General features: G+C 55.1%; 19 protein-coding genes and 1 pseudogene. 6 read left to right on the top strand and 14 right to left on the bottom strand.

Features of this window, described 5'->3' with window-relative positions; all coding sequences use genetic code 11:
* Positions 1-399 precede the first annotated feature (399 nt).
* The 4 genes from BMY49_RS14510 to BMY49_RS14495 form a co-directional block, all read right to left on the bottom strand.
* Complete coding sequence (locus tag BMY49_RS14510) at positions 400-2,205, bottom strand: acyl-CoA dehydrogenase C-terminal domain-containing protein (RefSeq protein ID WP_062359107.1); 1,806 nt, start codon at positions 2,203-2,205, stop codon at positions 400-402.
* A 227-nt stretch (positions 2,206-2,432) separates the two neighbouring features.
* Entirely contained in the window at positions 2,433-3,200 is a 768-nt protein-coding gene (locus BMY49_RS14505; RefSeq protein ID WP_054645179.1) for an SDR family NAD(P)-dependent oxidoreductase, read from the bottom strand.
* A gap of 17 nt (positions 3,201-3,217) precedes the next feature.
* The gene (locus tag BMY49_RS14500) at positions 3,218-4,888 is read right to left on the bottom strand and encodes an AMP-binding protein (protein ID WP_062359108.1); all 1,671 of its coding nucleotides are present in this window, start codon (positions 4,886-4,888) and stop codon (positions 3,218-3,220) included.
* Between the two features lie 193 nt (positions 4,889-5,081).
* Entirely contained in the window at positions 5,082-5,645 is a 564-nt protein-coding gene (locus BMY49_RS14495) for a TetR/AcrR family transcriptional regulator (protein WP_074210760.1), read from the bottom strand.
* 127 nt (positions 5,646-5,772) lie between these two features.
* On the opposite strand from BMY49_RS14495, the gene BMY49_RS14490 reads away from it, so the two are divergent.
* Positions 5,773-6,960 carry an acetyl-CoA C-acyltransferase gene (locus BMY49_RS14490; protein WP_044630100.1) on the top strand — a complete coding sequence of 396 codons (1,188 nt, stop codon included), beginning with the start codon at positions 5,773-5,775 and terminating at the stop codon, positions 6,958-6,960.
* A gap of 52 nt (positions 6,961-7,012) precedes the next feature.
* Here the strand turns inward: BMY49_RS14490 and BMY49_RS14485 are convergent, their stop codons facing one another.
* On the bottom strand, positions 7,013-8,701 hold the full coding sequence (locus BMY49_RS14485; protein ID WP_062359110.1) for a methyl-accepting chemotaxis protein: 1,689 nt from the start codon (positions 8,699-8,701) through the stop codon (positions 7,013-7,015).
* Between the two features lie 26 nt (positions 8,702-8,727).
* Positions 8,728-9,138, bottom strand: coding sequence for an arsenate reductase ArsC (locus tag BMY49_RS14480; protein ID WP_044630102.1), 411 nt, complete (start codon positions 9,136-9,138; stop codon positions 8,728-8,730).
* 147 nt (positions 9,139-9,285) lie between these two features.
* Here BMY49_RS14480 and arsH point away from each other — a divergent pair, with 147 nt between their 5' ends.
* Genes arsH through BMY49_RS14455 form a run of 5 tightly spaced genes read left to right on the top strand, consistent with a single transcriptional unit; the run spans position 9,286 to position 12,473 of the window.
* Positions 9,286-10,005, top strand: coding sequence for an arsenical resistance protein ArsH (arsH, locus tag BMY49_RS14475; RefSeq protein ID WP_054641343.1), 720 nt, complete (start codon positions 9,286-9,288; stop codon positions 10,003-10,005).
* A gap of 13 nt (positions 10,006-10,018) precedes the next feature.
* Positions 10,019-11,086, top strand: a complete 1,068-nt coding sequence (gene arsB, locus BMY49_RS14470) for an ACR3 family arsenite efflux transporter (RefSeq protein ID WP_062359111.1) — start codon at positions 10,019-10,021, stop codon at positions 11,084-11,086.
* Between the two features lie 12 nt (positions 11,087-11,098).
* The gene (locus tag BMY49_RS14465; protein WP_062359112.1) at positions 11,099-11,761 is read left to right on the top strand and encodes an NADPH-dependent FMN reductase; all 663 of its coding nucleotides are present in this window, start codon (positions 11,099-11,101) and stop codon (positions 11,759-11,761) included.
* The gene (gene arsC, locus BMY49_RS14460) at positions 11,752-12,159 is read left to right on the top strand and encodes an arsenate reductase (glutaredoxin) (protein WP_054645178.1); all 408 of its coding nucleotides are present in this window, start codon (positions 11,752-11,754) and stop codon (positions 12,157-12,159) included. Before BMY49_RS14465 ends, arsC begins: the two co-directional genes overlap by 10 nt.
* A 17-nt stretch (positions 12,160-12,176) precedes the next feature.
* The gene (locus tag BMY49_RS14455) at positions 12,177-12,473 is read left to right on the top strand and encodes a CC/Se motif family (seleno)protein (RefSeq protein ID WP_062359113.1); all 297 of its coding nucleotides are present in this window, start codon (positions 12,177-12,179) and stop codon (positions 12,471-12,473) included.
* A gap of 38 nt (positions 12,474-12,511) precedes the next feature.
* Here the strand turns inward: BMY49_RS14455 and arsJ are convergent, their stop codons facing one another.
* The 8 genes and pseudogenes from arsJ to BMY49_RS14415 all read right to left on the bottom strand — a co-directional run.
* A complete protein-coding gene (gene arsJ / locus BMY49_RS14450) occupies positions 12,512-13,678 on the bottom strand; it encodes an organoarsenical effux MFS transporter ArsJ (protein WP_266100052.1) in 1,167 nt (388 codons plus the stop codon).
* Between the two features lie 49 nt (positions 13,679-13,727).
* A complete protein-coding gene (locus tag BMY49_RS14445) occupies positions 13,728-14,759 on the bottom strand; it encodes an ArsJ-associated glyceraldehyde-3-phosphate dehydrogenase (RefSeq protein ID WP_044630109.1) in 1,032 nt (343 codons plus the stop codon).
* Between the two features lie 127 nt (positions 14,760-14,886).
* Complete coding sequence (gene pstB / locus BMY49_RS14440; RefSeq protein ID WP_044630110.1) at positions 14,887-15,726, bottom strand: phosphate ABC transporter ATP-binding protein PstB; 840 nt, start codon at positions 15,724-15,726, stop codon at positions 14,887-14,889.
* 23 nt (positions 15,727-15,749) lie between these two features.
* Positions 15,750-16,916 (bottom strand): phosphate ABC transporter permease PstA, encoded by a 1,167-nt coding sequence (pstA, locus tag BMY49_RS14435; RefSeq protein ID WP_089675902.1) that lies wholly within the window; start codon positions 16,914-16,916, stop codon positions 15,750-15,752.
* Positions 16,917-16,934: 18 nt separating this feature from the next.
* Entirely contained in the window at positions 16,935-18,185 is a 1,251-nt protein-coding gene (pstC, locus tag BMY49_RS14430) for a phosphate ABC transporter permease subunit PstC (protein WP_089675901.1), read from the bottom strand.
* Between the two features lie 163 nt (positions 18,186-18,348).
* Positions 18,349-19,362: a substrate-binding domain-containing protein gene (locus tag BMY49_RS14425; RefSeq protein ID WP_054641341.1), complete on the bottom strand. Its 1,014-nt coding sequence runs from the start codon at positions 19,360-19,362 to the stop codon at positions 18,349-18,351.
* Positions 19,363-19,478: 116 nt separating this feature from the next.
* Positions 19,479-20,210 (bottom strand): sulfite exporter TauE/SafE family protein, encoded by a 732-nt coding sequence (locus BMY49_RS14420; protein WP_054645177.1) that lies wholly within the window; start codon positions 20,208-20,210, stop codon positions 19,479-19,481.
* Positions 20,211-20,212: 2 nt separating this feature from the next.
* Positions 20,213-20,773: pseudogene (locus BMY49_RS14415) on the bottom strand (Bcr/CflA family drug resistance efflux transporter); the annotation flags it as partial.
* Positions 20,774-21,091 lie beyond the last annotated feature (318 nt).

The raw sequence follows: 21,091 nt of genomic DNA, 5'->3' as shown, positions 1-21,091 counted from the left end.
TCATCGGCAAGCGCCCACATGAATTACCTGATCAAATTGTTAAAGAGCAACTTTCTTAAGTTCGCTGCGACGGGCTCGATGACCTGACCCGTGTTGCCTCAGCGAGGAAGGCGTATTCTACGCACTTCCTGGTGTTTGTCAACTGCTGTTTTAGCGAGTGAAGCGAGCGATCTAAACAACAACAAGACGGCTCTAACTTCCTGACAAACCAGAGGTTTTTCAACCTCCTTCACCGCTGGTAACGCTGGGCGTCCCCGGCAGCGGATGCGTACTTTACGGATTCGCGGCTGGGTTGGCAAGAGGGTTTTGAAAAAAAAGCGGCAGACGATGCCAAAGGCAAGTCTGCCGCAAACCACCGATCAGTACCCTGACCAGAGAGTGCCTGGTAAACGCCTAGACTTAAATCTCAAAGCCCAAGCCAAAATCTTCGCTCGAGATGGCCATTAAGCTGCCCGCTCCCGCCTGAATCATTGCCGCGTGCGCTTTGGTACGCGGTAACAAGCGCTGGTAATAGAACCGTGCGGTATTCAACTTTGTCTTATAGAACGCGGCATCATCACCGTCCTGGGAGGCAGCCGCCTGCTTGGCAGCACGTGCGAACAGGTAAGCAACCGTCACGTAGCCTGAGTACATCAAGTAATCGACGCTGGCAGCCCCCACCTCTTCACGGTCCTGCATCGCTTTCATACCGATGCCCATGGTGAGCTCGCCCCACTCAGCGTTCAGCTTAGCCAGCGGCTCAATAAATTCTTTCAATGCGGAGTTATCCGCTTCTGCTTTGCAGAACTTGTGAATCTCTTTGGTGAATACTTTCAGCGACTCACCTTGACTCATCAGTACTTTGCGCCCCAGCAGATCAAGCGCTTGAATACCGGTCGTACCTTCATAGAGGCGTGTGATGCGCGCATCGCGTACCAGTTGCTCCATGCCCCACTCTTTAATAAAGCCGTGGCCACCAAAAATCTGCACGCCTTCATTGGTACACTCGAAGCCCACTTCCGTCAGAAACGCTTTCACGATGGGCGTCAGTAGGCCGAGGAGAGTCTCGGCACGCTCTTTCTCTGCCCCCGGCGCGCCGTGCTCAACAATATCCAGCATCTGAGCGGTATACAGCACCAGCATGCGGCCGCCTTCAGCGAAGGCTTTTTGCGTCAGCAGCATACGGCGTACATCAGGGTGCACAATAATAGGATCAGCGACTTTATCCGGCGCTTGGACACCCGACAGCCCGCGCATTTGCAGACGATCGCGCGCATAGCTCAGCGAGTTCTGGAAACTTGCCTCCATCAACCCTAGCCCTTGGATACCTACGCCTAGGCGAGCAGCGTTCATCATGGTGAACATGCAGGCCAGGCCTTTGTTGGGCGCGCCCACTAGGTAACCCGTTGCGCCATCAAAGTTCATGACGCAGGTGGCATTACCATGGATACCCATTTTGTGCTCAAGCGAACCACAGCTGACGCCATTGCGCTCGCCAGGGTTGCCCGCAGCGTCCGGCAGAAATTTGGGCACAACGAATAGCGAAATACCTTTAGATCCTTCAGGAGCATCCGGCAGTTTGGCCAGCACGAGATGGACGATGTTCTCAGCGAGATTGTGTTCACCGGCTGAGATAAAGATTTTGGTACCCGTAATGTGATAAGCACCATCTTCAGCGGGCACTGCACGGGTTTTGATCAAACCCAGGTCAGTACCGCAGTGCGGCTCCGTCAAGCACATGGTGCCAGTCCAAACACCTTCTACCAGCTTGGTGAGGTATGTCGCCTTCTGCTCATCCGTACCGTGATGACGAAGCGCATCCGCCGCACCATGTGACAAGCCCGGGTACATACCCCACGCTAAGTTAGTAGCGCAGATCATTTCAGAGAGCATCATCGCCAATGAGTGCGGAAGGCCCTGACCACCCTGCTCAGGATCTGCCGCCAAACTCGGCCAACCGCCTTCAACATACTGCTGATAGGCTTCTTTAAATCCTTTAGGAGCTTTCACCTCACCCCCTTCCAGCAAGCACCCCTCCTCATCACCGCTTTGGTTAAGAGGTAGCAGCACCTCACGAGCAAAGCGACCACCCTCTTCCAAAATCGCACTCACGACATCTGGCGAGGCATCTTCACCATTGGGTAATGCGGCGTAGTGGCTTGGGTAATCAAACATTTCGTCCATCACGAAACGTATGTCACGCAGAGGGGCTTGATAGCTGGGCATGTCACTTCTCCTAAACAGGGGGCTGAAAGGGCTGGGCTTTACCAACGGCTTTCAAACACATGTTTGAAAATTAGCGCGCTCACACAGCACAGTCAAGCAGTCGTTTGAATTAAGCTCAAAAACCGACTACAACTTTGGTCGCTATAACTACAATACCCTGTTTTACATACAAAAAAGCCTGCTCGAAATATGAGCAGGCTGGCCAGGAGCAGTGTGCTTAAAACGGATTACTGCATGCGTATACCGCCATCCAAACGAATCACCTCTCCATTAAGCATGGGGTTGGTAATGATTTGCTCTGCTAACAGCGCAAACTCTTCAGGTTTCCCCAAACGCTTGGGGAAAGGCACGGCAGCAGCCAATGCCTGAGCAGCCTCATCCGGGATTTCGCTCATCATTGGCGTCTCAAACACCCCAGGAGCAATCGCCATAACGCGAATGGCATGACGAGATAACTCTCTTGCCGCTGGCAGGCTCATTCCCACAACCCCCGCCTTAGAAGCGCTGTAGGCACACTGCCCCACTTGCCCATCAAACGCCGCAATAGAAGCCGTGTTGATAATCACACCACGCTCACCGCTATCACCGGGCGGGTTGTTAGCCATCGCAGCAGCAGCGAGCCGCATCACATTAAAAGTGCCAACTAAGTTGATATGGACCGTGCGCGCATAGCTATCAAGGTCGGCAGGATTACCTTCTCGATCCACTAACTTGGCGACGCTCACCACACCCGCACAGTGAACCACCCCAGAAAGCCCACTTTCGCCACCCAACGCCACCGCCGTATTCACCGCCTGCTGCATATCAGCGGCAGAGGTGATATCAGCGACACAGGCTTTAGCCTGAGCACCCAGCTGTTCTGCTAGATTCAACACCCGATCACTCATATCGCACAGCACTACATTGGCACCAGCGTTTACCAGCCGTTCTGCCGTGGCCGCACCAAGACCTGAGGCAGCGCCAGTAATCAAAAACGTACGGTCCTTTACCTGCATAGCACTCTTCCTATGAATTATGAGTTATCGCGCACTTGCTCTGCCGCTTGGGCACGCAGCTTAAAGCGCTGAATCTTGCCGCTGGGGGTTTTAGGTAGCTCATCGACAAACTCAATCACCCTGGGGAAAGCGTGGGTAGAGAGCCGTTCGCGCACCTGCTGGCGAATCTCTTCTGCCAGGGCATCGCTGGGTTCGAAGCCGTCGCGCAACACGATGTAAGATTTAATCACTTCGCCACGAATCTCGTCTGGCTGCCCCACCGCCGCGGATTCCGCCACCGCTGGATGTGTCATCACGCTATTTTCAACGTCTGTCGGGCCCACCCGATAACCTGCAGTAGTGATGATGTCATCGTCGCGGCCTGCGAACTGGAACGAGCCATCCTCATTACGAATCACCACATCGCCGGTCAGGTAGTAACCGTTAACGAAGGGGTCTTTCTCCTGCCAGGTATAGCCTTGGAAAAAGTGAGCGGGTGAGTTCTTGATATCCACCGCCAATACACCGGGCTCACCGGGTGGCAGCTCGTTATATTCCGCATCAAGAATGGCCAGTCGGTAGCCCGGCATAGGAACGCCCATGGCACCTACATGTTTGGGATGCTCAAGAGAGTGGTGGTTATTACAGGTCATCCCGGTTTCCGTTTGGCCGTAATGATCCATCACCGGGCAACCCAACGATTTTTCTACCCAAGTAACGACCTCCGTATTCAGCGGCTCCCCAGCAGAGCTGGCTGCTCTCAGCGTTAAGGTTTGATGGGCGTCATCAAATAAGCCTGACGCTTTCATCAAACGGTATGCCGTAGGTGCCGCTGCAAAATTGGTGATGCGATGGCGCTTCATAAATGCCAGCGCCCCCTCTGCACTAAAACCGGCCTCACAAAAATGCGTGGTAACGCCCAACAGCAGCGGCCCTGCAATCGCATAATAAAGTCCGTAGGCCCAGCCAGGGTCCGCCATATTCCAGAAGCGGTCATCTTCACGAAGGTCAACCGCCAGCTCCATATAGAGCGCAAATGCGGTCATACCCGATAACGGCACGGCGACCCCTTTGGGCTTACCCACCGTGCCGGAAGTAAACATCTGAAGAAACGGCTTATCCGGCGAAAGCCGGGGCGGTGCTTCACTCGTTGACGTATACGTCAATGCGATCTGCCAATCGAGGTCGTTGGCATGCTCACTGGTTGCACCGCCCACGGCTAAAACGGGCGGACACTGGCTCAACCCATCAAACTTGTAGCGATTGGCATGATCGGTAATAACCAACTTGGTATCGGCACGGCTAAGACGGTAATCCACGGCGTCCGGCCCAAAGGCAGTAAACAGCGGCTGGTAGACGGCCCCAATGCGCCACGTTGCCAGCACGGTGATCAGCAAATTAACAGAACGAGGCAGCATGCAGGCAATCCGGTCGCCTTCACCGAACCCTTGGCTTTTGAACCAGCCCGCCAATTGGCCGCTCTGCTGATCAAGTTCGGAATAGGTCAGCGTATAGGTTTGGCCCTGGGTATCTTCATGTACTAGCGCCAATACATCACCACGCCCTTGGCGCACATGCCGTCCACAACAGGCGTCAAAGGCGTTTAAATATCCATCCTGATGGTCGTCAAGTTTGGCGATAACGCTATCAACCGAAAAGCTTTCAAAAAAAGTCGAATACGGGGGAAGTGACGTGGCTGTTGCTGTCATGACGGCTCTCTTATGTTGTTGGTCGTGAGCACTCGGGCAGGCAGGATTCAACGTAGTGCTGGCATTATTGTGCGTTTACGTTAACGGAAACCTACCGATAGACCAACGCTAAAAGCATTTACCCAAGAGCGCAAGCCACAAGCGCGGCCATGAGGTTAGACGTTGGTCGATTGGGAAGAGACAGCGCCAAGCATTAGCGCGACAGGATCATTGCCACCAGCTCATCAGCAAGGTCGTCTGGGGTGCGCGGGCCATTGGGGTCATACCAACGAACGGTCCAGTTCAACGCGCCTAAAATAAAGCGGGAAACGAGGAAGCGGTCGCCATGAATCAACCCTTCCGCCAGAGCATCATCAATCACCTCACCCCACATCGCCTCATAAGCATCGCGTAGGTGGCTAAGGTGGGCGCTGGCAGCGGGGTCTAACCGTCGCCATTCAAACAGCGCCACCACGTGAGCATTACGATCTGCAAACAGCGTTTCCAGGTGCGCCCTTGCCATGGCATGCAGCCGAGCTTCTGCACTGCCGGGGCAAGATTGCAACGCGGCTTTTGCGATGCCTAGTGCGTTCTGAGTGCCCTCCTCAATCACTGCTGCCAGAATTTCCTGCTTATCTTTGAAGTGGTGAAACAGGCTGCCGGACTTGATGCCCATTTCCTGGGCCAACATGCGCACCGTGGTGCGATCAAAGCCCTCTTGGACGAATAGCTGAGCTGCTAAGCGCGTCAATTCCTTGCGGCGAGGAGATGCATTCATTACATTCATGTCATTTACACTAGCGCTTGCTTGGTTACTTAGGAGAAGACCACAGCCCCGCGAATGGGTCAACGCATCGCTAATCGCTCAGCCAGATAATCACAAAAAATCTATCAGGAGATAGACAATGAGTAGCGCTACCGACGTCGTCTTTTTATCCGCCGCCCGCACCCCAATGGGCGGTATGATGGGCAGCCTTTCCAGCATGAGCGCCCCCGAACTTGCCGCAGTTGCCATCCGTGCCGCTATTGAACGCGCAGGTATCGACGCTGCCGCTATTGAAGAGGGCATCATGGGCTGCGTTTTGCCTGCTGGCGTTAAACAGGGACCCGCACGCCAGGCGATGCGCCAAGCAGGCATTCCCGATGCCAACGGTGCCACCACCATCAATAAACTCTGCGGGTCAGGCATGAAAGCCACCATGCTCGCGCATGATTTGATCAAGGCCGGTAGCGGAGAGATTTTATTAGCAGGCGGCATGGAGTCTATGTCGAATGCGCCTCATGTACTCACTAAGGCACGCGGCGGCTATCGACTGGGCCACGGCGAGCTCAAAGATCATATGTTCCTGGATGGCCTTGAAGATGCCGAAACCGGCAAACTGATGGGCGCCTTTGCGCAGGATGTAGCTACAGAGCGCGGCTATACCCGCGAGCGGCTGGATGACTTCGCCATTGCTTCCCTGGAACGAGCGATGGCTGCCACCAACAATGGCGATTTAGATGCCGAAATGGCCCCTGTCACGGTCACCACGCGCCAGGGCGACACCGTTGTTTCTCACGATGAGCAGCCCTTCCAAGCCAAGCTGGATAAAATCCGCCAGCTGCGTCCTGCATTTGCTAAAGATGGCACCATCACAGCAGCTAACTCTAGCTCCATCTCCGATGGTGCATCAGCGCTCATCTTAGCAAGCCACGAAGCCGCACAGCGCCATGGTGTTAAACCGCTGGCAAAAATGCTTGGACACGCCACCCACTCACGTCATCCCAGCGAATTTACCATTGCCCCTGTAGGCGCGATTGAAAAGCTGATGAAAAAGCTTGGCTGGGGAGTCAACGACGTCGATCTGTTTGAGATCAATGAAGCCTTCGCCGTCGTGACCCTCATGGCCATGGACGACCTGGGCTTACCCCATGAGAAGGTGAACGTGTTTGGCGGTGCTTGCGCTCAAGGTCACCCCATTGGCTCCACCGGCTCCCGTATTATCGCCACGCTAATTCATGCCCTGCGCACGAAAGGCGGCAAACGCGGTATTGCCAGCCTTTGCATTGGCGGCGGTGAAGCCACCGCCGTTGCCGTTGAGCTCATGGATTAAACACTCACCGCAGCATCACACAGTACAGTGCCCATCCGCGTCTTGGCAGCCACTATGCCAAGGCGCGCATATCGTCTTTATGATCGCGATTACTCAATTCAGCGCTGGCCATTGCCTGCCAATCCAACTGCTCCAGAGGCTGCTCCGCCTCTTCGTCATCATGTACGTCAGGTACTGGGGCCTCCTCAATAATACGGAACTGTCCCGCGTACTCACGCATCTGCAGCGCCTCTTGGGTTAACCCCTCGGCGCTTTGTGCCGTTTGGTTGACCAAGCGCATCGTATCTTGAGTCGTCGCGTCGATTTGCGTGACAGCAACGTTCACTTCTTCAATACCGCGACGCTGCTCTTCAGAGGCTTTGGCCATTTGCGCCATCAAGTGCTCAACCTGAGTCGCCGCTTGCATGATTGCCCGAGTGTGCTCGCCTGCCTGTTGAGAAAGTTCGCTACCCTGCTCAACGCTTTTACTCGAGGCCTCAATACGTGCACGAACATCGTGAGCAGCATCGGCACTGCGCGTTGCCAGCGCCCTAACTTCACTAGCCACTACAGCAAATCCGCGTCCATGCTCGCCAGCCCGCGCCGCCTCTACAGAGGCGTTCAATGCCAAAATATTGGTTTGGAACGCAATGCTTTCGATCACCTTGATAATGCTTTGAATTTCTTCGGAGTGCTCGTTGATAGACTGCATGGTGGCAATAAACTGAGCGATCACTTCATCGCCCTGCTGCGCTTTGTGAGACACGTCGGTGGTAGAGCGATTTACATGCGCGGCGCTTTCTGCGTTTTGATTCACCGTCGCGGTGAGCTGCTCAAGGCTAGCAGCCATTTGCTGAAGCGCTGATACCTGAGAATCGGTTTGTCCAGCCAACTGCTGGCTTTGCGTCGCCATGGCTTGGCTGTCGCTATACACCTGCTGGCTGCTGTTATTGAGATGATTCACGGTGGTGGTTAATGAACGCTGCATATTCGCCAGCTCGCTAAACAGCTGGCCAATTTCATTATTGGCGTGCGCCTCTACCGGAGAGGATAAATCGCCCTTAGCAATACGTTTAAAGTGTTGAGTAATAACCCGCAGCGGCCGCAAAACGTTCCGACGTACGCCCCATACGACTAGGCCTACGACTAGCAGCGCCAGCACGACGACACCCACCACTCCCATGAAGAGCAGCGATGAAACGTTCTCGAAACGCTCAGACAAACCAGCGCCACGGGCCACTGAATAGCCGTAAAACGCTTCCGCGGTGTTAACGAACTGCTGACTGCTATCATCCACCCGAGATTCGCCAGAGAGAAAGCCACGCACATCGCGCTCTTCTAGCATCATCATCTGCAGGCTAAGGTTGTTATTTACCAGGGATTGAAAATTGCTCGCCAACTGGCCGACCAGCTCGGGCTGCTCCCCCTCCGGAAAGCTCGCTTGGAAAGCTTCAAAATGCGTGGCCGCCGATGCCAGCAACCGATCCGACTCTTCCAGAAGCGGCTCTGGACGATCAAACGAGGGAGTGCGAATCAGCTCAGCTGCCCGATTCATCTGTACCCTGGCACGCAACAGCTGTGTGTAAGCGCTATTTAGCTCGCGCACCTGAGCCATGTCGCGTTGTTGCATCGATGTAAAGGCATCGCGGCCAAACTGGTTGGCAAAAAGCCCTAAGCCACCAATGGCAAGCACAAGGCAAGTAAAGGTCACGAGTACCAGCGTCCAACTCGCCTTGACGCTTAAATTATTGATAAATTTCATGGTGCACCCTGTCGAGATAGAAATGATCAGCTTTTTTGCAGCGGTAGCCACAGCTGTAAACGGCGGCGGATCTCGAACAGCGCCTGCTCGTAAGCGTCCAACTTACTGATCAGACGAGGGTCACGGATGTCCCAGAATAAAATTTCGCCTGCTTTCCCTTGCCAATCGCGGCACGCCTGCTGAGCTTTGTCACACAGCACGATCACTACGTCGAACGCTTCGTTCTCGAACTGATCCAGCGACTTACTGTGCAGCCCCTCTGTCGAAAGACCCTGCTTTTTTAAGGCTTCAAGGGTTAGCGCATGAGGCTCGTCGGGTTCAGAGCCTGCACTGAAGGATTCGAAGCGATCACCGGCCATATGGCGAAGTAGCACTTCTCCCATGAGAGAGCGCGCAGAATTGGCATTACAGAGAAAGAGCACGCGACGCTTCGACATAATTCAACAACCTCTTATTTAATTTTACATCGCCACCATACGCCCAGATGATGACGGAGATATTGCAGCTCAAGCAGGCGGCTAGAAATATACGAAAAAACATATATCATGAAAGCCATCTATTGCTGCTTTCACCAAGGAGCCCCCATGGCCCTGCTTGCGGATTTACCCAATCTCGACCCTGAGCTCTTCCAAGCCCCTAGCCTCGAATCATTGGGGTTACCGCCCTCTTCGCGCCCTGCACCAAAGGTGCTGCTGCTGTACGGATCACTACGCGAGCGCTCATTTAGTCGCTTGGCGGTTGAAGAGGCCGCCCGCCTGCTGAACGCGATGGGCGCTGAAACACACATTTTTAACCCGCGTGGCCTGCCGCTTCCTGATGCCGAAGATGCCAGCCACCCTAAGGTGGAAGAGCTGCGCTCCCTAGCACAGTGGGCAGATGGGATGGTGTGGTGCTCGCCAGAGCGTCACGGGGCGATGACAGGCATTATGAAAGCACAAATTGATTGGATACCCCTGGCTTTGGGCGGCGTACGCCCTACCCAAGGCAAAACCCTGGCCGTGATGCAGGTCTGCGGTGGTTCACAATCTTTTAACACGGTGAACCAGCTGCGCATTTTGGGCCGCTGGATGCGCATGGTGACGATCCCTAACCAATCGTCCGTGCCCAAAGCCTTTATGGAGTTCGATGACAACGACCGCATGAAGCCCTCGCCGTTTTATGATCGCATCGTGGATGTCATGGAAGAACTCGTAAAATTCACTCTACTGGTACGAGAGCGCAGCGACCTGCTCACCGACCGATACTCAGAGCGTAAAGAGAGCGCCGAAGAGCTCTCCAAGCGCGTTAACCAGCGGGCCATATAATCAAGGAGCGAGCATGTCACATCAGGAGAAGGCAGCCCCCAGCAGTGCTGATATGGGGCTTTTTGAACGCTATCTGTCGCTTTGGGTCGCCGCTGCGATTGTGGCCGGTATTGCGCTAGGCCAGTGGGCTCCCGCCATTCCCGAGGCTCTTTCACGCTTTGAATACGCGCAGGTGTCGATTCCGATCGCTGTACTGATATGGGCGATGATTTTCCCCATGATGGCGCAAATTGACTTTAGCGCAATCGCTGGCGTGCGCCGCCAGCCAAAAGGGCTGGCCATCACCACCACGGTGAACTGGCTCATCAAACCCTTCACCATGTTTGCCCTAGCATGGCTATTTTTTATGGTGATTTTTAAACCTTGGATCCCTGATGCGCTGGCCAGCCAGTACCTTGCGGGGGCCATTTTGCTGGGTGCGGCGCCCTGCACCGCGATGGTTTTCGTCTGGAGCTACCTTACCCGTGGCGATGCGGCCTACACGCTGGTACAAGTCGCCCTCAACGACCTGATCATGCTGTTTGCCTTTGCGCCGATCGTGGTCTTTCTGCTGGGTATTTCCAATATTCAGGTACCCTGGGATACGGTGCTGCTGTCGGTAGTGCTCTACATCGTCATTCCCCTGGCGGCAGGTTACCTCACGCGGAAAACCCTTATCGCTAAGCGCGGTGCCGATTGGTACGACAACGTCTTTATGAAGCGCATTGGCCCGGTCACGCCGATGGGGCTGATCATTACCCTGGTACTGCTTTTCGCGTTTCAGGGCGATGTCATTCTGAACAATCCGCTGCATATTGTGCTTATCGCCATTCCGCTAATTCTGCAGACGTTTTTAATCTTCTTCATTGCCTATGGCTGGGCGAAAGCGTGGCGCGTCCCGCACAATATTGCCGCACCCGGGGCGATGATTGGCGCCAGCAACTTTTTTGAGCTTGCCGTGGCCGCCGCCATTGCGCTGTTTGGTCTGCAATCGGGCGCTGCTCTAGCAACGGTGGTGGGTGTACTGGTAGAGGTACCGCTGATGCTGGCCCTGGTGCGCATTGCCAATAACACGCGTCAGCACTTCCCTACTCATGCTTAAGGAGCCTGCTTGATGGCGCACTATTTGATTTTTCTCGGCTCAACCAGAACGTCAACGCCTCCCGCGCCTGCTCGCCTGGGCGAGCGGGTAGCCAAAGCGTGCTTGCAGTTACTCAGCGCCCAGCGCGATACGACGGCGGAGATTATTGACCCGCTCTCACTCGATTTGAGCGGCCCGTTTAAACCGCATTTTGCCTACTCCGCCTCTACGGTTCCGGATGATCTGGACGCCCTGGCAATAAAAATTGATCAAGCAGATGGCTACGTCATGGTCAGCCCTGAGTACAACCACGCCATGAGCCCAGCACTGAGTCATTTACTGAATCACTTTGGCGCGTCGCTATTTGCGTTCAAACCCAGTGCCATTGTCACCTACTCCATGGGCCAGTGGGGCGGTGCCCGCGCTGCGGTGAATATGCGCTCCTTTCTGTCTGAGCTGGGCTGCTTGCCTGTCTCAGCGATGATACATATCCCAAAGGCTCATGAAGCCCTCGATAACGATGGACAATTTCATGCAGAGCAAGAGCGCTGGGAAGGCTATTTTGGTCGGACGCTAGTGCAATTGATGTGGTGGGCAAACGCCGCCAAAGCGTATAAAGCCGAGCAAGACCCCACCCGCTTATCCCCTGCTATCAATCAAACTCCTAGTCAGCGTGACGCTCCTCCATGTCAGTAATCATTTATCACAACCCTAACTGCGGCACATCGCGCAATACCCTGGCCATGATCAAGGCATCAGGGGAGTCCCCTGAAGTGATCCTCTACCTTGAAACACCGCCTAGCCGAGAGCGATTGGTAGAGCTACTGGCGATGATGAAGCTACCACCGCGAGAGCTGCTGCGCCGCAAAGGCACGCCTTACGATGAACTCACATTGGATGACCCGACGTTAAGCGATGATCAGCTTATCGACGCCATGATGGCACATCCAATTCTCATCAATCGCCCTATCGTCATCACACCCAAAGGCGCAAAACTCTGCCGACCTTCCGAACAGGTGTTGACGCTGCTGGACCGGCCGGTGGCACACTTTGTGAAAGAGGATGGTGAGCATGTTGCCTATCCACCGACGTAAGGGGCACTCAAGAAGCGATGGACCCGATCATTGAAATAGAAGAAAAAGCTGCCGCTTTTATCAAGCAACAAGGGGGTGTGGTCACGGTACGGTTTTCACCCCGTCACGGCTGCTGCGGCGGCACGTCGCGCATCGCCATCGCTGAGACATCTACCCCCAAAGAGACCTCAACATTTGAATGCCACCAGATGGAAGAAACAACGCTCTGGATAGCGCCAGAGCTTACCTATCAGGGCTTACGACTCCGGGTGGAAGGGTGGTGGAAGCTGCAGCGGCTATTCGTCGATGGTGCCCCGCTACGCGCTGGGCACTAGGACACGCCCGCGCCGTGAATCGGCATGGTGCACATCGCTCACGCTGCCTGCTTAGGCAATGCAAGGGCCATCATAGAGCTTGCCGCCACCAAGGCAGCCGCCACCCAAAGGCAGGCACTCAGGCCGTATTCCATGTAGAGCCACCCGGAGAGCAGCGTGCCGACCAAGCGCCCCATGGCATTGGCCATATAGTAAAACCCTACGTCCATCGAGACGCCGTCAGCCCGGGCATAGTGAACGATCAGATAACTGTGCCAACTGGAGTTCACGGCAAACAGCACGCCAAACGCCAACAGGCCCACCACCAGCCAGCCCACCTGCGCCAAGGGAAGTAGCGCAAGCAGAATGGCCAGAACGGCCAGGGCGGCGGCCCAGCCAGCGGTGATGGTTCGCGCATCGCCTTTTAGCAGGGCTGTGAGTTTTGGTGCTTGGGTTTGTACGCCACCATAGCCGATGATCCAGGCCGCCAATAGGCCACCTACGGTCCAGTGGCTCCAGCCGTGTTGATCATAAAGAAAGACCGGCAGCGCCACGACAAACCACACATCACGAGAAGCAAACAGACAAAACCGCGCGGCCGAGAGCACGTTGATGGCGCGGGATTTTGAAAAGATCTCATAGAACTTGGGTTTGACTTTTTGCTTGCCTAAATCTGCTTTGAGGCGCCAGAGCGATAGTAGCAGCACAGCACCCAGCATGATGGCCATGGCAATGACCGCCCCACGAAAGCCAATCAGCGTGAGCAGCACACCGCCAACGAAAAAGCCTAGGCCTTTCAGGGCATTTTTAGAGCCGGTCAACATAGCGACCCAGCGGTATAAGGCGCTGTTGGCATTGGCACTCGTGGCCGGCACCAGCACCTTCACGGCGCTTTTAGCGCTCATTTTATTGAGGTCTTTGGCAATGCCCGACAGCGCCTGGGCGGCCATTACCCACACAACGGTCAGCATACCAGCAGGGACCATTAGCATGGCGAGCGCCACAATTTGCAGCCCTAGCCCCACATTCATAGTGCGGTTCAAGCCCAGTCTCGCCCCTAGCCAGCCGCCCACCAAGTTCGTTACCACGCCAAACGCTTCATAGAACAGAAACAGCATGGCGATTTGCAGCGGCGAGTAGCCGAGCTGGTGGAAATACATTACCACCAGCATCCGCAGCGCGCCGTCGGTAATGGTGAACGCCCAGTAGTTGCCGGTAATCAGCATGTACTGGCGCACCTCGAACGGTAGCGCCTTGACGTTATCCAGCAGCGATTCAGCCACGACCAACCGGCTCCCCACCCACCATAAGTGCCAGCTCGGCGGTACGATTGGCGTAACCCCACTCATTGTCGTACCACGCGTAGAGCTTTAACTGAGTGCCGTTCACCACCATGGTAGAGAGGGCATCAATAATCGAGCTACGCGGGTCCGTACGGTAGTCAATCGATACCAGCGGGCGCTCTTCATAGCCCAGAATGCCTTTGAGGGGGCCATCGGCGGCAGCCTTGAGCGCTTGATTCACCTCATCAACGGTCACTTCTCGTTCAAGCTCGAACACCATATCGGTGAGCGATGCATTAGCCAGCGGTACGCGGATCGCGTGGCCGTTAAGTTTGCCTTCCAGTTCAGGGAAAATTGCCGTAATGGCTTTCGCCGAGCCCGTGGTAGTAGGGATGAGACTCATGCCGCAGGCGCGGGCACGACGCAGGTCTTTATGAGGTGCATCCAAAATGGTTTGGGTATTGGTAATGTCATGCACGGTGGTCATGGAACCGTGACGAATACCAAAATGCTCAAGAATCACTTTGACGACCGGCGCTAGGCAGTTAGTGGTGCAGCTAGCGGCCGTGACAATACGGTGCTTGGCTGGCTCAAACAGGTGGTCATTCACACCCACCACCACATTGAGCACGCCCTCCTCTTTCACCGGCGCACTCACCACCACGCGCCCAACGCCTTGATCCAGGTAAGCATTCAGCTTGTCGGTACTTTTCATTTTGCCGGAGCACTCGATGACCACATCGCAGCTGGACCAATCGCTTTCCGCAATGGTTTTATGAGTGCTAAAGGCCACCTCATGTCCATCAATGACAATGGCATCCTGACGCGCTGCCATGCCCTGCCCCGGCGCCCATTGGCCGTGGACGGAATCAAACTCCAATAAATGGGCAAAGGTGGCCGCATCACCACCGGGGTCGTTAATACGCACCAACGTCACCTCGCCTGCCGCTACCTGCGACCAAAGGCTGCGCAGCGCTAGGCGTCCAATACGGCCAAATCCGTTAATACCGATGCGAAGTGACATAGGGTTGTCTCCAAGTATGCAATAAAGGCCAAGCCTACCGCTTATATACGAAAAAACATATATCAACAGTCAAAAAAACGCTGCTTGAAAGCCCGCCATGACAGCGGGCCAACAAACAGCGGTCTATTTAGCCGTAACGGCCAGAAATATAGTCTTCGGTTTTCTTCTGTGCCGGGGTCGAGAACATTACTTTCGTATCGTTGTACTCGATGATTTCCCCCAGATGGAAGAAAGCCGTGTAGTCCGCCACGCGCGCCGCCTGCTGCATGTTGTGCGTCACGGTCACGATGGTGAACTGCTCTTTCAGCTTATCCATCAAATCTTCGATGGTGGCCGTGGAGATCGGGTCCAAAGCTGAGGTCGGTTCATCCATCAAAATGACGTCAGGCTGAACAGCAATCGCCCGTGCGATGCACAGACGCTGCTGCTGACCACCAGAGAGCGAGGTGCCCGGCTCTTGCAGCTTGTCTTTCACTTCGTTCCACAAACCGGCATCGCGCAGGGCCTTCTCGACCAGCTCATCTTGATCGGCTTTACGGCTCACCAAATCGTGCATACGCGGTGCGTAGGCGATGTTCTCGTAGATAGATTTCGGGAACGGGTTAGGCTTTTGGAACACCATCCCCACCCGGCGGCGCAGCGCCACTTCATCCATCTTGCCAGCATTCACATCCTGGCCGTCCATCTCCACCAGACCTTCAATATGCACGCTGGGAATCAAGTCGTTCATACGGTTCAAGCAGCGCAAAAAGGTCGACTTACCGCACCCCGAAGGGCCAATCAGCGCGGTCACGTTCTTCTGGAACAGGTCGATATTCAGCCCTTTCAACGCTTGGCTCTTGCCGTACCACAAATTGAGATCGCGAACACGAATACTGAGGTCGTGGCATGCTTGCTCATTACGTGTGTAAGGCTGGCCAACGTCTGGTGCATGCTGCTGATTCATAACGGGTGCTTGGCTATTCATAAGGTGTCCTCTTGGGCGCCGGCTTACCAGCGACGCTCGAATTTCTTGCGTAGCACAACGGCAAAGGCGTTGAGCGAAATCAGCACAGACAGTAGCACTAGGATGCCACCAGCGGTTTTTTCAACGAAGGCCTGCTCCGGCTCGCCTGACCAGGTAAAGATCTGAGCGGGCATGACCGTGGCTGCCTGGGTAAAGGAAGCGCTGACATCCGGAATGAAGGCCACCATCCCCACAATGATCAGCGGTGCAGTTTCACCCATCGCCTGCGCTAGGCCAATGATCGAACCGGTCATGATACCGGGCATCGCCAGCGGCAGAACGTGGTCGCGCACCACTTGCCAGCGCGAGCAACCTACACCAAATGCCGCATGGCGAATGGAGTCCGGCACGCTACGCAGTGCCGTACGGGTGGCAATGATGATGACGGGAAGGGTCATCAGCGCCAGCGTCATACCGCCTGCCAGCGGAGATGAGCGTGGTACACCAAAGAAGTTGATAAAGATCGCCAGACCTAACAAACCAAATAGAATCGATGGGATCGCTGCTAGGTTGTTGATGTTGATCTCGATCAGCTGTGTAAAGCGGTTATCCGGGGCAAACTCTTCCAGATAAATAGCCGTCATTACGCCGATGGGGAAAGAAATCAGCAGCGTCACGATCATGGTCATGATGGTACCGACCACCGCCGACAAGATACCGGCGTTCTCGGCGATTTTCGAATCCCCAGAACCGAAGAACGTCTTATTAAAGCGCAAGTCGACCTGACCGGTGGCAACACGCTCATCAATCTCAGCTTTTTCTTCGTCGCTTAGACGGTTCCGATGCCCTTTAAGGTACTGATCCACCTCACTGGTGGCCAGCATCCAGCGCTGCTCAGAGGTGCCGATCATTTCTGGGTTGTTGCGCAGCTGTAGCGGAATAACGCGTACCACCGTGCGGCTAATCAGCGGCAGCAGCTCCTCCTCAAACGCTAGGCGACCATCGCGGCTCGCTTCTTCGGTGTAGCGAACTTCGGTATTGATATAGGCCTGCTGGAAAGCAGGTAGGCCTTTGCTCAGCATGTCAGCAAAGAACAGCACTAAGAACAGGCCTGCTAAGCCCAGCGCGCCCATGGAGATCCACTTCAGGCGTGCCGACTTACGGTGACGCCGCTTAAGCTGCTGGCTGATCTCGTCAAAAGAGTGGCTCATCGAATCAGTTCCTCGGCGTTACAGGTTGTTCACGCGGTATTTTTCGCGGAAGCGGCGGATCATTAGTACAGATACCAGGTTGAGCGTTAGAGTCACAACGAACAGCACCAGGCCCAGGGCGAACGCTGACAGTGTCTCAGCACTCTCGAACTCTTGGTCGCCCGTGAGTGATGCCACGATGCGTACGGTCACGGTGGTCATGTCCTCTAGCGGGTTGGCCGTTAGGTTCGGGCGCATACCCGCCGCCATCACCACAATCATGGTTTCACCCAGCGCTCGGGACATGCCTAGCAATGCGGCGGAAATGATACCGGGCAGCGCCGCAGGTACGACCACATCGCGGATGGTTTCACCTTTTGTCATCCCTAGTGCCAGCGAGCCTTGACGCATGCTGTCAGGCACAGAGTTGATCACATCATCAGAGAGCGACGAGATAAACGGGATGATCATGATACCCATCACGATGCCAGGGGCAACGGCGTTGTTGTAAGAAGCATCCAGACCAAAGAAGCCGGCAATGTTGACGATAATCGGCGCCACGGTAATGGCGGCGAAGAAGCCGTAAACCACTGTGGGAATACCTGCCAACACTTCGAGCACCGGCTTAGCAATCGTGCGCACCCGCTGAGGGGCATACTCCGACATGTAAATAGCCGACAGTAAGCCGATGGGCACTGCCACCAGCAGGGCAATCGCGGTGATCATGAAGGTACCGGCGAACAGCGGTACCGAGCCAAATTCAGCGCTGCTACCGTCACCACGTCCGGCGGCGGCTAGGAAGCTAGCCCCGGGGTTCCAAGTAGTGCCAGTAATGAAGTCCCAGAAGCTGTGCATTTGGAAAAAGCGCAGAGCTTCCGAGATGATCGAAAACAGAATACCGAAGGTAGTGAAGATCGAGATCATCGCCGCGCCGGTTAGCACCCAGCGGATCACCCGTTCAATGGCTTGGCGAGCGTGAAAATGGGGCTTCACTTGAGCCACACCAACTGCCAAACCAGCCGCAGCGACCACTAAACTCGCGGCCAGCAAATACATGGGCGGAATATTCGCACCTAGCAACAGTAACAACAGCGAACCTACCGCTCCCACCAACACCGCAGGACCCGCTGTTGAGAGAACAGCAAACCACGCGTACTGACCAGGCTGTGCATACATCGCCGTGCCAGAAGCACGCACACGCGCAGCCTTGGCTCGACCTACAAAAAAGGCCACTAGCCCAAGCAGCAAGAGTACTGTGCAAAAGAGTAAAAGTAGCTGGTTTGTTTGCATCGAATTTCTCTCGCATCACCTAATAAAATCGTGTTGGCTGCTACTTTGGATTAAAAACATGACAGCAATATGACAAAGACAGCGTGACCAAAAAACAAATGGCCGGTAGCAAAGGCTACCGGCCATGTTGTCACTATGTGCTAGCGATTATATGTGCTAGCGATTATTCCAGATCAGCAGCAACCAGCTTAACGCGGTCAGCCACTTTCTGACGAGCTTGTTCACGCTCGGCTTCTGGCAGCGGAATCAGGCCAAGATCAACCAGATAGCCGTCTTCACCAATCATCTGGTCTTCCATGAACATGTTGGCATATTCATACATCGGAGTGACTTCATCAGCGTGCTGGTTCTTCAGGTAGAACCACAGTGAACGAGCAACCGGGTACTCACCGGAGCTGATGGCTTCTACTTCAGGCTCAACACCGCCAATGGTTACACCCATGATGGTGTCTGGGTTCTCAACCAGGAAGGAGTAGCCGAAGATACCAAAGGCACCGGTGTCTTCTGCCAGACGCTGAACGATCAGGTTGTCGTTCTCACCCGCGTCGATGTAAACACCGTCAGTACGGATGTCGGTGTAACCTTCTTCACCGTAGATGTCCATCTCGGCAGAAGCGGCTTCCATGACCAGCTCTTCGAACGCGTCACGGGTACCAGAAGTGCTGGGCGGGCCATAGATAGAGATGGCGCGGTCCGGCAGAGAAGCGTCGATGTCGCTCCAGTTGGTGTAGGGGTTTTCTACCAGCTCGCCGTCTACCGGCACCTGGGCGGCCACCGCCAGGAAGATTTGCTCAAGGGTCAGATCGATCGGCTCGTTGCTAGCAGCCAAGCCCAGAACGATACCGTCAGAACCGATTTTCGCTTCGGTGATGTCGGTTACACCGTTCTCTTCGCAACGCTCGAGTTCAGAAGGCTTCATGCGACGAGATGCGTTGGTGATGTCCGGCGTACCTTCGCCAACACCGTTACAGAACAGACGAATACCACCGCCAGAACCTGTGGACTCGATAACCGGCGTCGGGTAGTTGGTCAGCGCGCCAAACTCTTCGGTAACGTAGCTGGCAAACGGGTAAACAGTACTGGAGCCGACGATACGAATCTGGTCACGTGCTTGCGCCACACCGGCAACGCTCATTACAGCCGCCGCGATAACGGTGGTTTTTAGAATACGGTTCATGCGAAATACTCCTGTCGATGTAGGGTTCTGGCCTTCGCATGACGTACTTTGCACCGATTCGATGACATCTTTATGACATCACCAAAAACGTGCCTATTTTTTTAAAAAGTTTCTCTCTATAACAGCAGACCGAGCGCGGCAAAGGTACAAAGCCCCAATGAAAGCCGCTGTAGTAGCTGTTTATCCAACCGATCGGCAATGGCATCGGCCAGCGCATTGCCTAACAACACGGCAGGCAGAAAAGTAAGCGCCAGCTTGAAGTGCCAAACACTGATCTGTCCTGCCAGTGCCAGCGTTAGCAGGGTTAACAAAGAGGTGAGGACAAAAAAGGCCGCTAAGTTGCCGCGCATACGGTCGGGCGAGAAGCCGTGCATGAGCAACACGATAGGCGGCCCGCCAATGGCTGCCACCGTTCCAAAAATGCCGGAGAGAATACCCGCCACAAATAGCGTGAAGCGGTTCACCGGCAGCTCGAAGCGGCATACCGTGACCAGCACGGCAAATAGCACGATGGCGGCAATTAGCTGTTCCAGCACGACCATCGGCGCTGCCAGCAATAGCCAAATGCCCAGGCCGTTACCCGGTAAGCGGCCAATCAGGGCAACGCCAATTTCCTTTAGCCTCACCTCATGCCAATAACGGCGGACCATCATCAACGAAACGGTAAAACCAAACAGCACCAAAATCACCGGCACCAGTCGTGGCTCTATCATCAACAGCAGTGGCGCACCCACCACCGCCAAGCCAAAGCCCGTGGCCCGCTGCACGAAAGCGCCCAGTAGCAGCACGGCCGCGCAGGCTAACCAGCTATCCAAAGGCATCTCTAACCACTGCAGCAGGCTATCCATTACTACGCTTCATCCGCCTTTGGGGTTTCGGTCAGCACTCTTACGCCGATATTACCCAGCAGGGCAGCGCCTAGCATGGTTAAAACCATGGGCCACAAGTGCTCCACTTGAAATAGCCCCACCAGCACGCCTGCCAACGCGCCACAGCTAAACTGTATGCCGCCCAGCAGTGCGGTAGCCGTGGCACTGATATGGCCAAAATGATCCAGAAGTGAAGAGATGGCATTGGGCGTAATCAGGCCAATCATTCCGGTAAACATCATCACCAGCGGCACCACGACATAGAGCGACGCCATGTTAAGTGCCGTGGCCAGCACAAGCCCCAGGGCGGCCACTAGTTGAACAGCTAGACCTAGGCGCAGGTTCTGCTGTGGCGTGCGCTTACGCAGCAGATGAATATTGAGGCGGTTGGAGAGCGCAATCACTACGACGTTCACCCCAAACACCAGAGGGTAAACGCTGGGCGAGAGGGAGAAGTAATCCAAATATAGAAAGGGTGATGCGGTGACGAACGCAAACAGCCCCGCAAACGATGCGGCGACCGCACAGATGTATCCCATACCCCCGCCTTATTCATGAGGGCGCTGGCTGAGTGGATTGTCAGCCCTCGCTGCCAACACCAGCCCACCGGCACCGCGTTGGCAGCATGAGACCCCGCTGTTATATGCAAAAAAGCGCAAATTTTAGTTCTTCTTATAGCCTACAGGAATGAATTGCCCTCATCCGTGCAGCCGTCACCGTCAGCCGAAGTGGGGCTGCTTGGCGCAGGGATCGGTGGTGGTATCGCCGACGAGTCAGCCTAGCGCGGTCAGTTTCGGTAGCCCCTTCAGCAAGGCAGGCCACCATTTGTCAGCCGCATCGCCGAGGTGAACGGTGATGCG

Source organism: Vreelandella aquamarina, from assembly GCF_900110265.1.
In the GTDB taxonomy this organism is placed as follows: Bacteria; Pseudomonadota; Gammaproteobacteria; order Pseudomonadales; family Halomonadaceae; genus Vreelandella; species Vreelandella aquamarina.
This window is presented reverse-complemented; position numbering and strand designations above follow the sequence as displayed.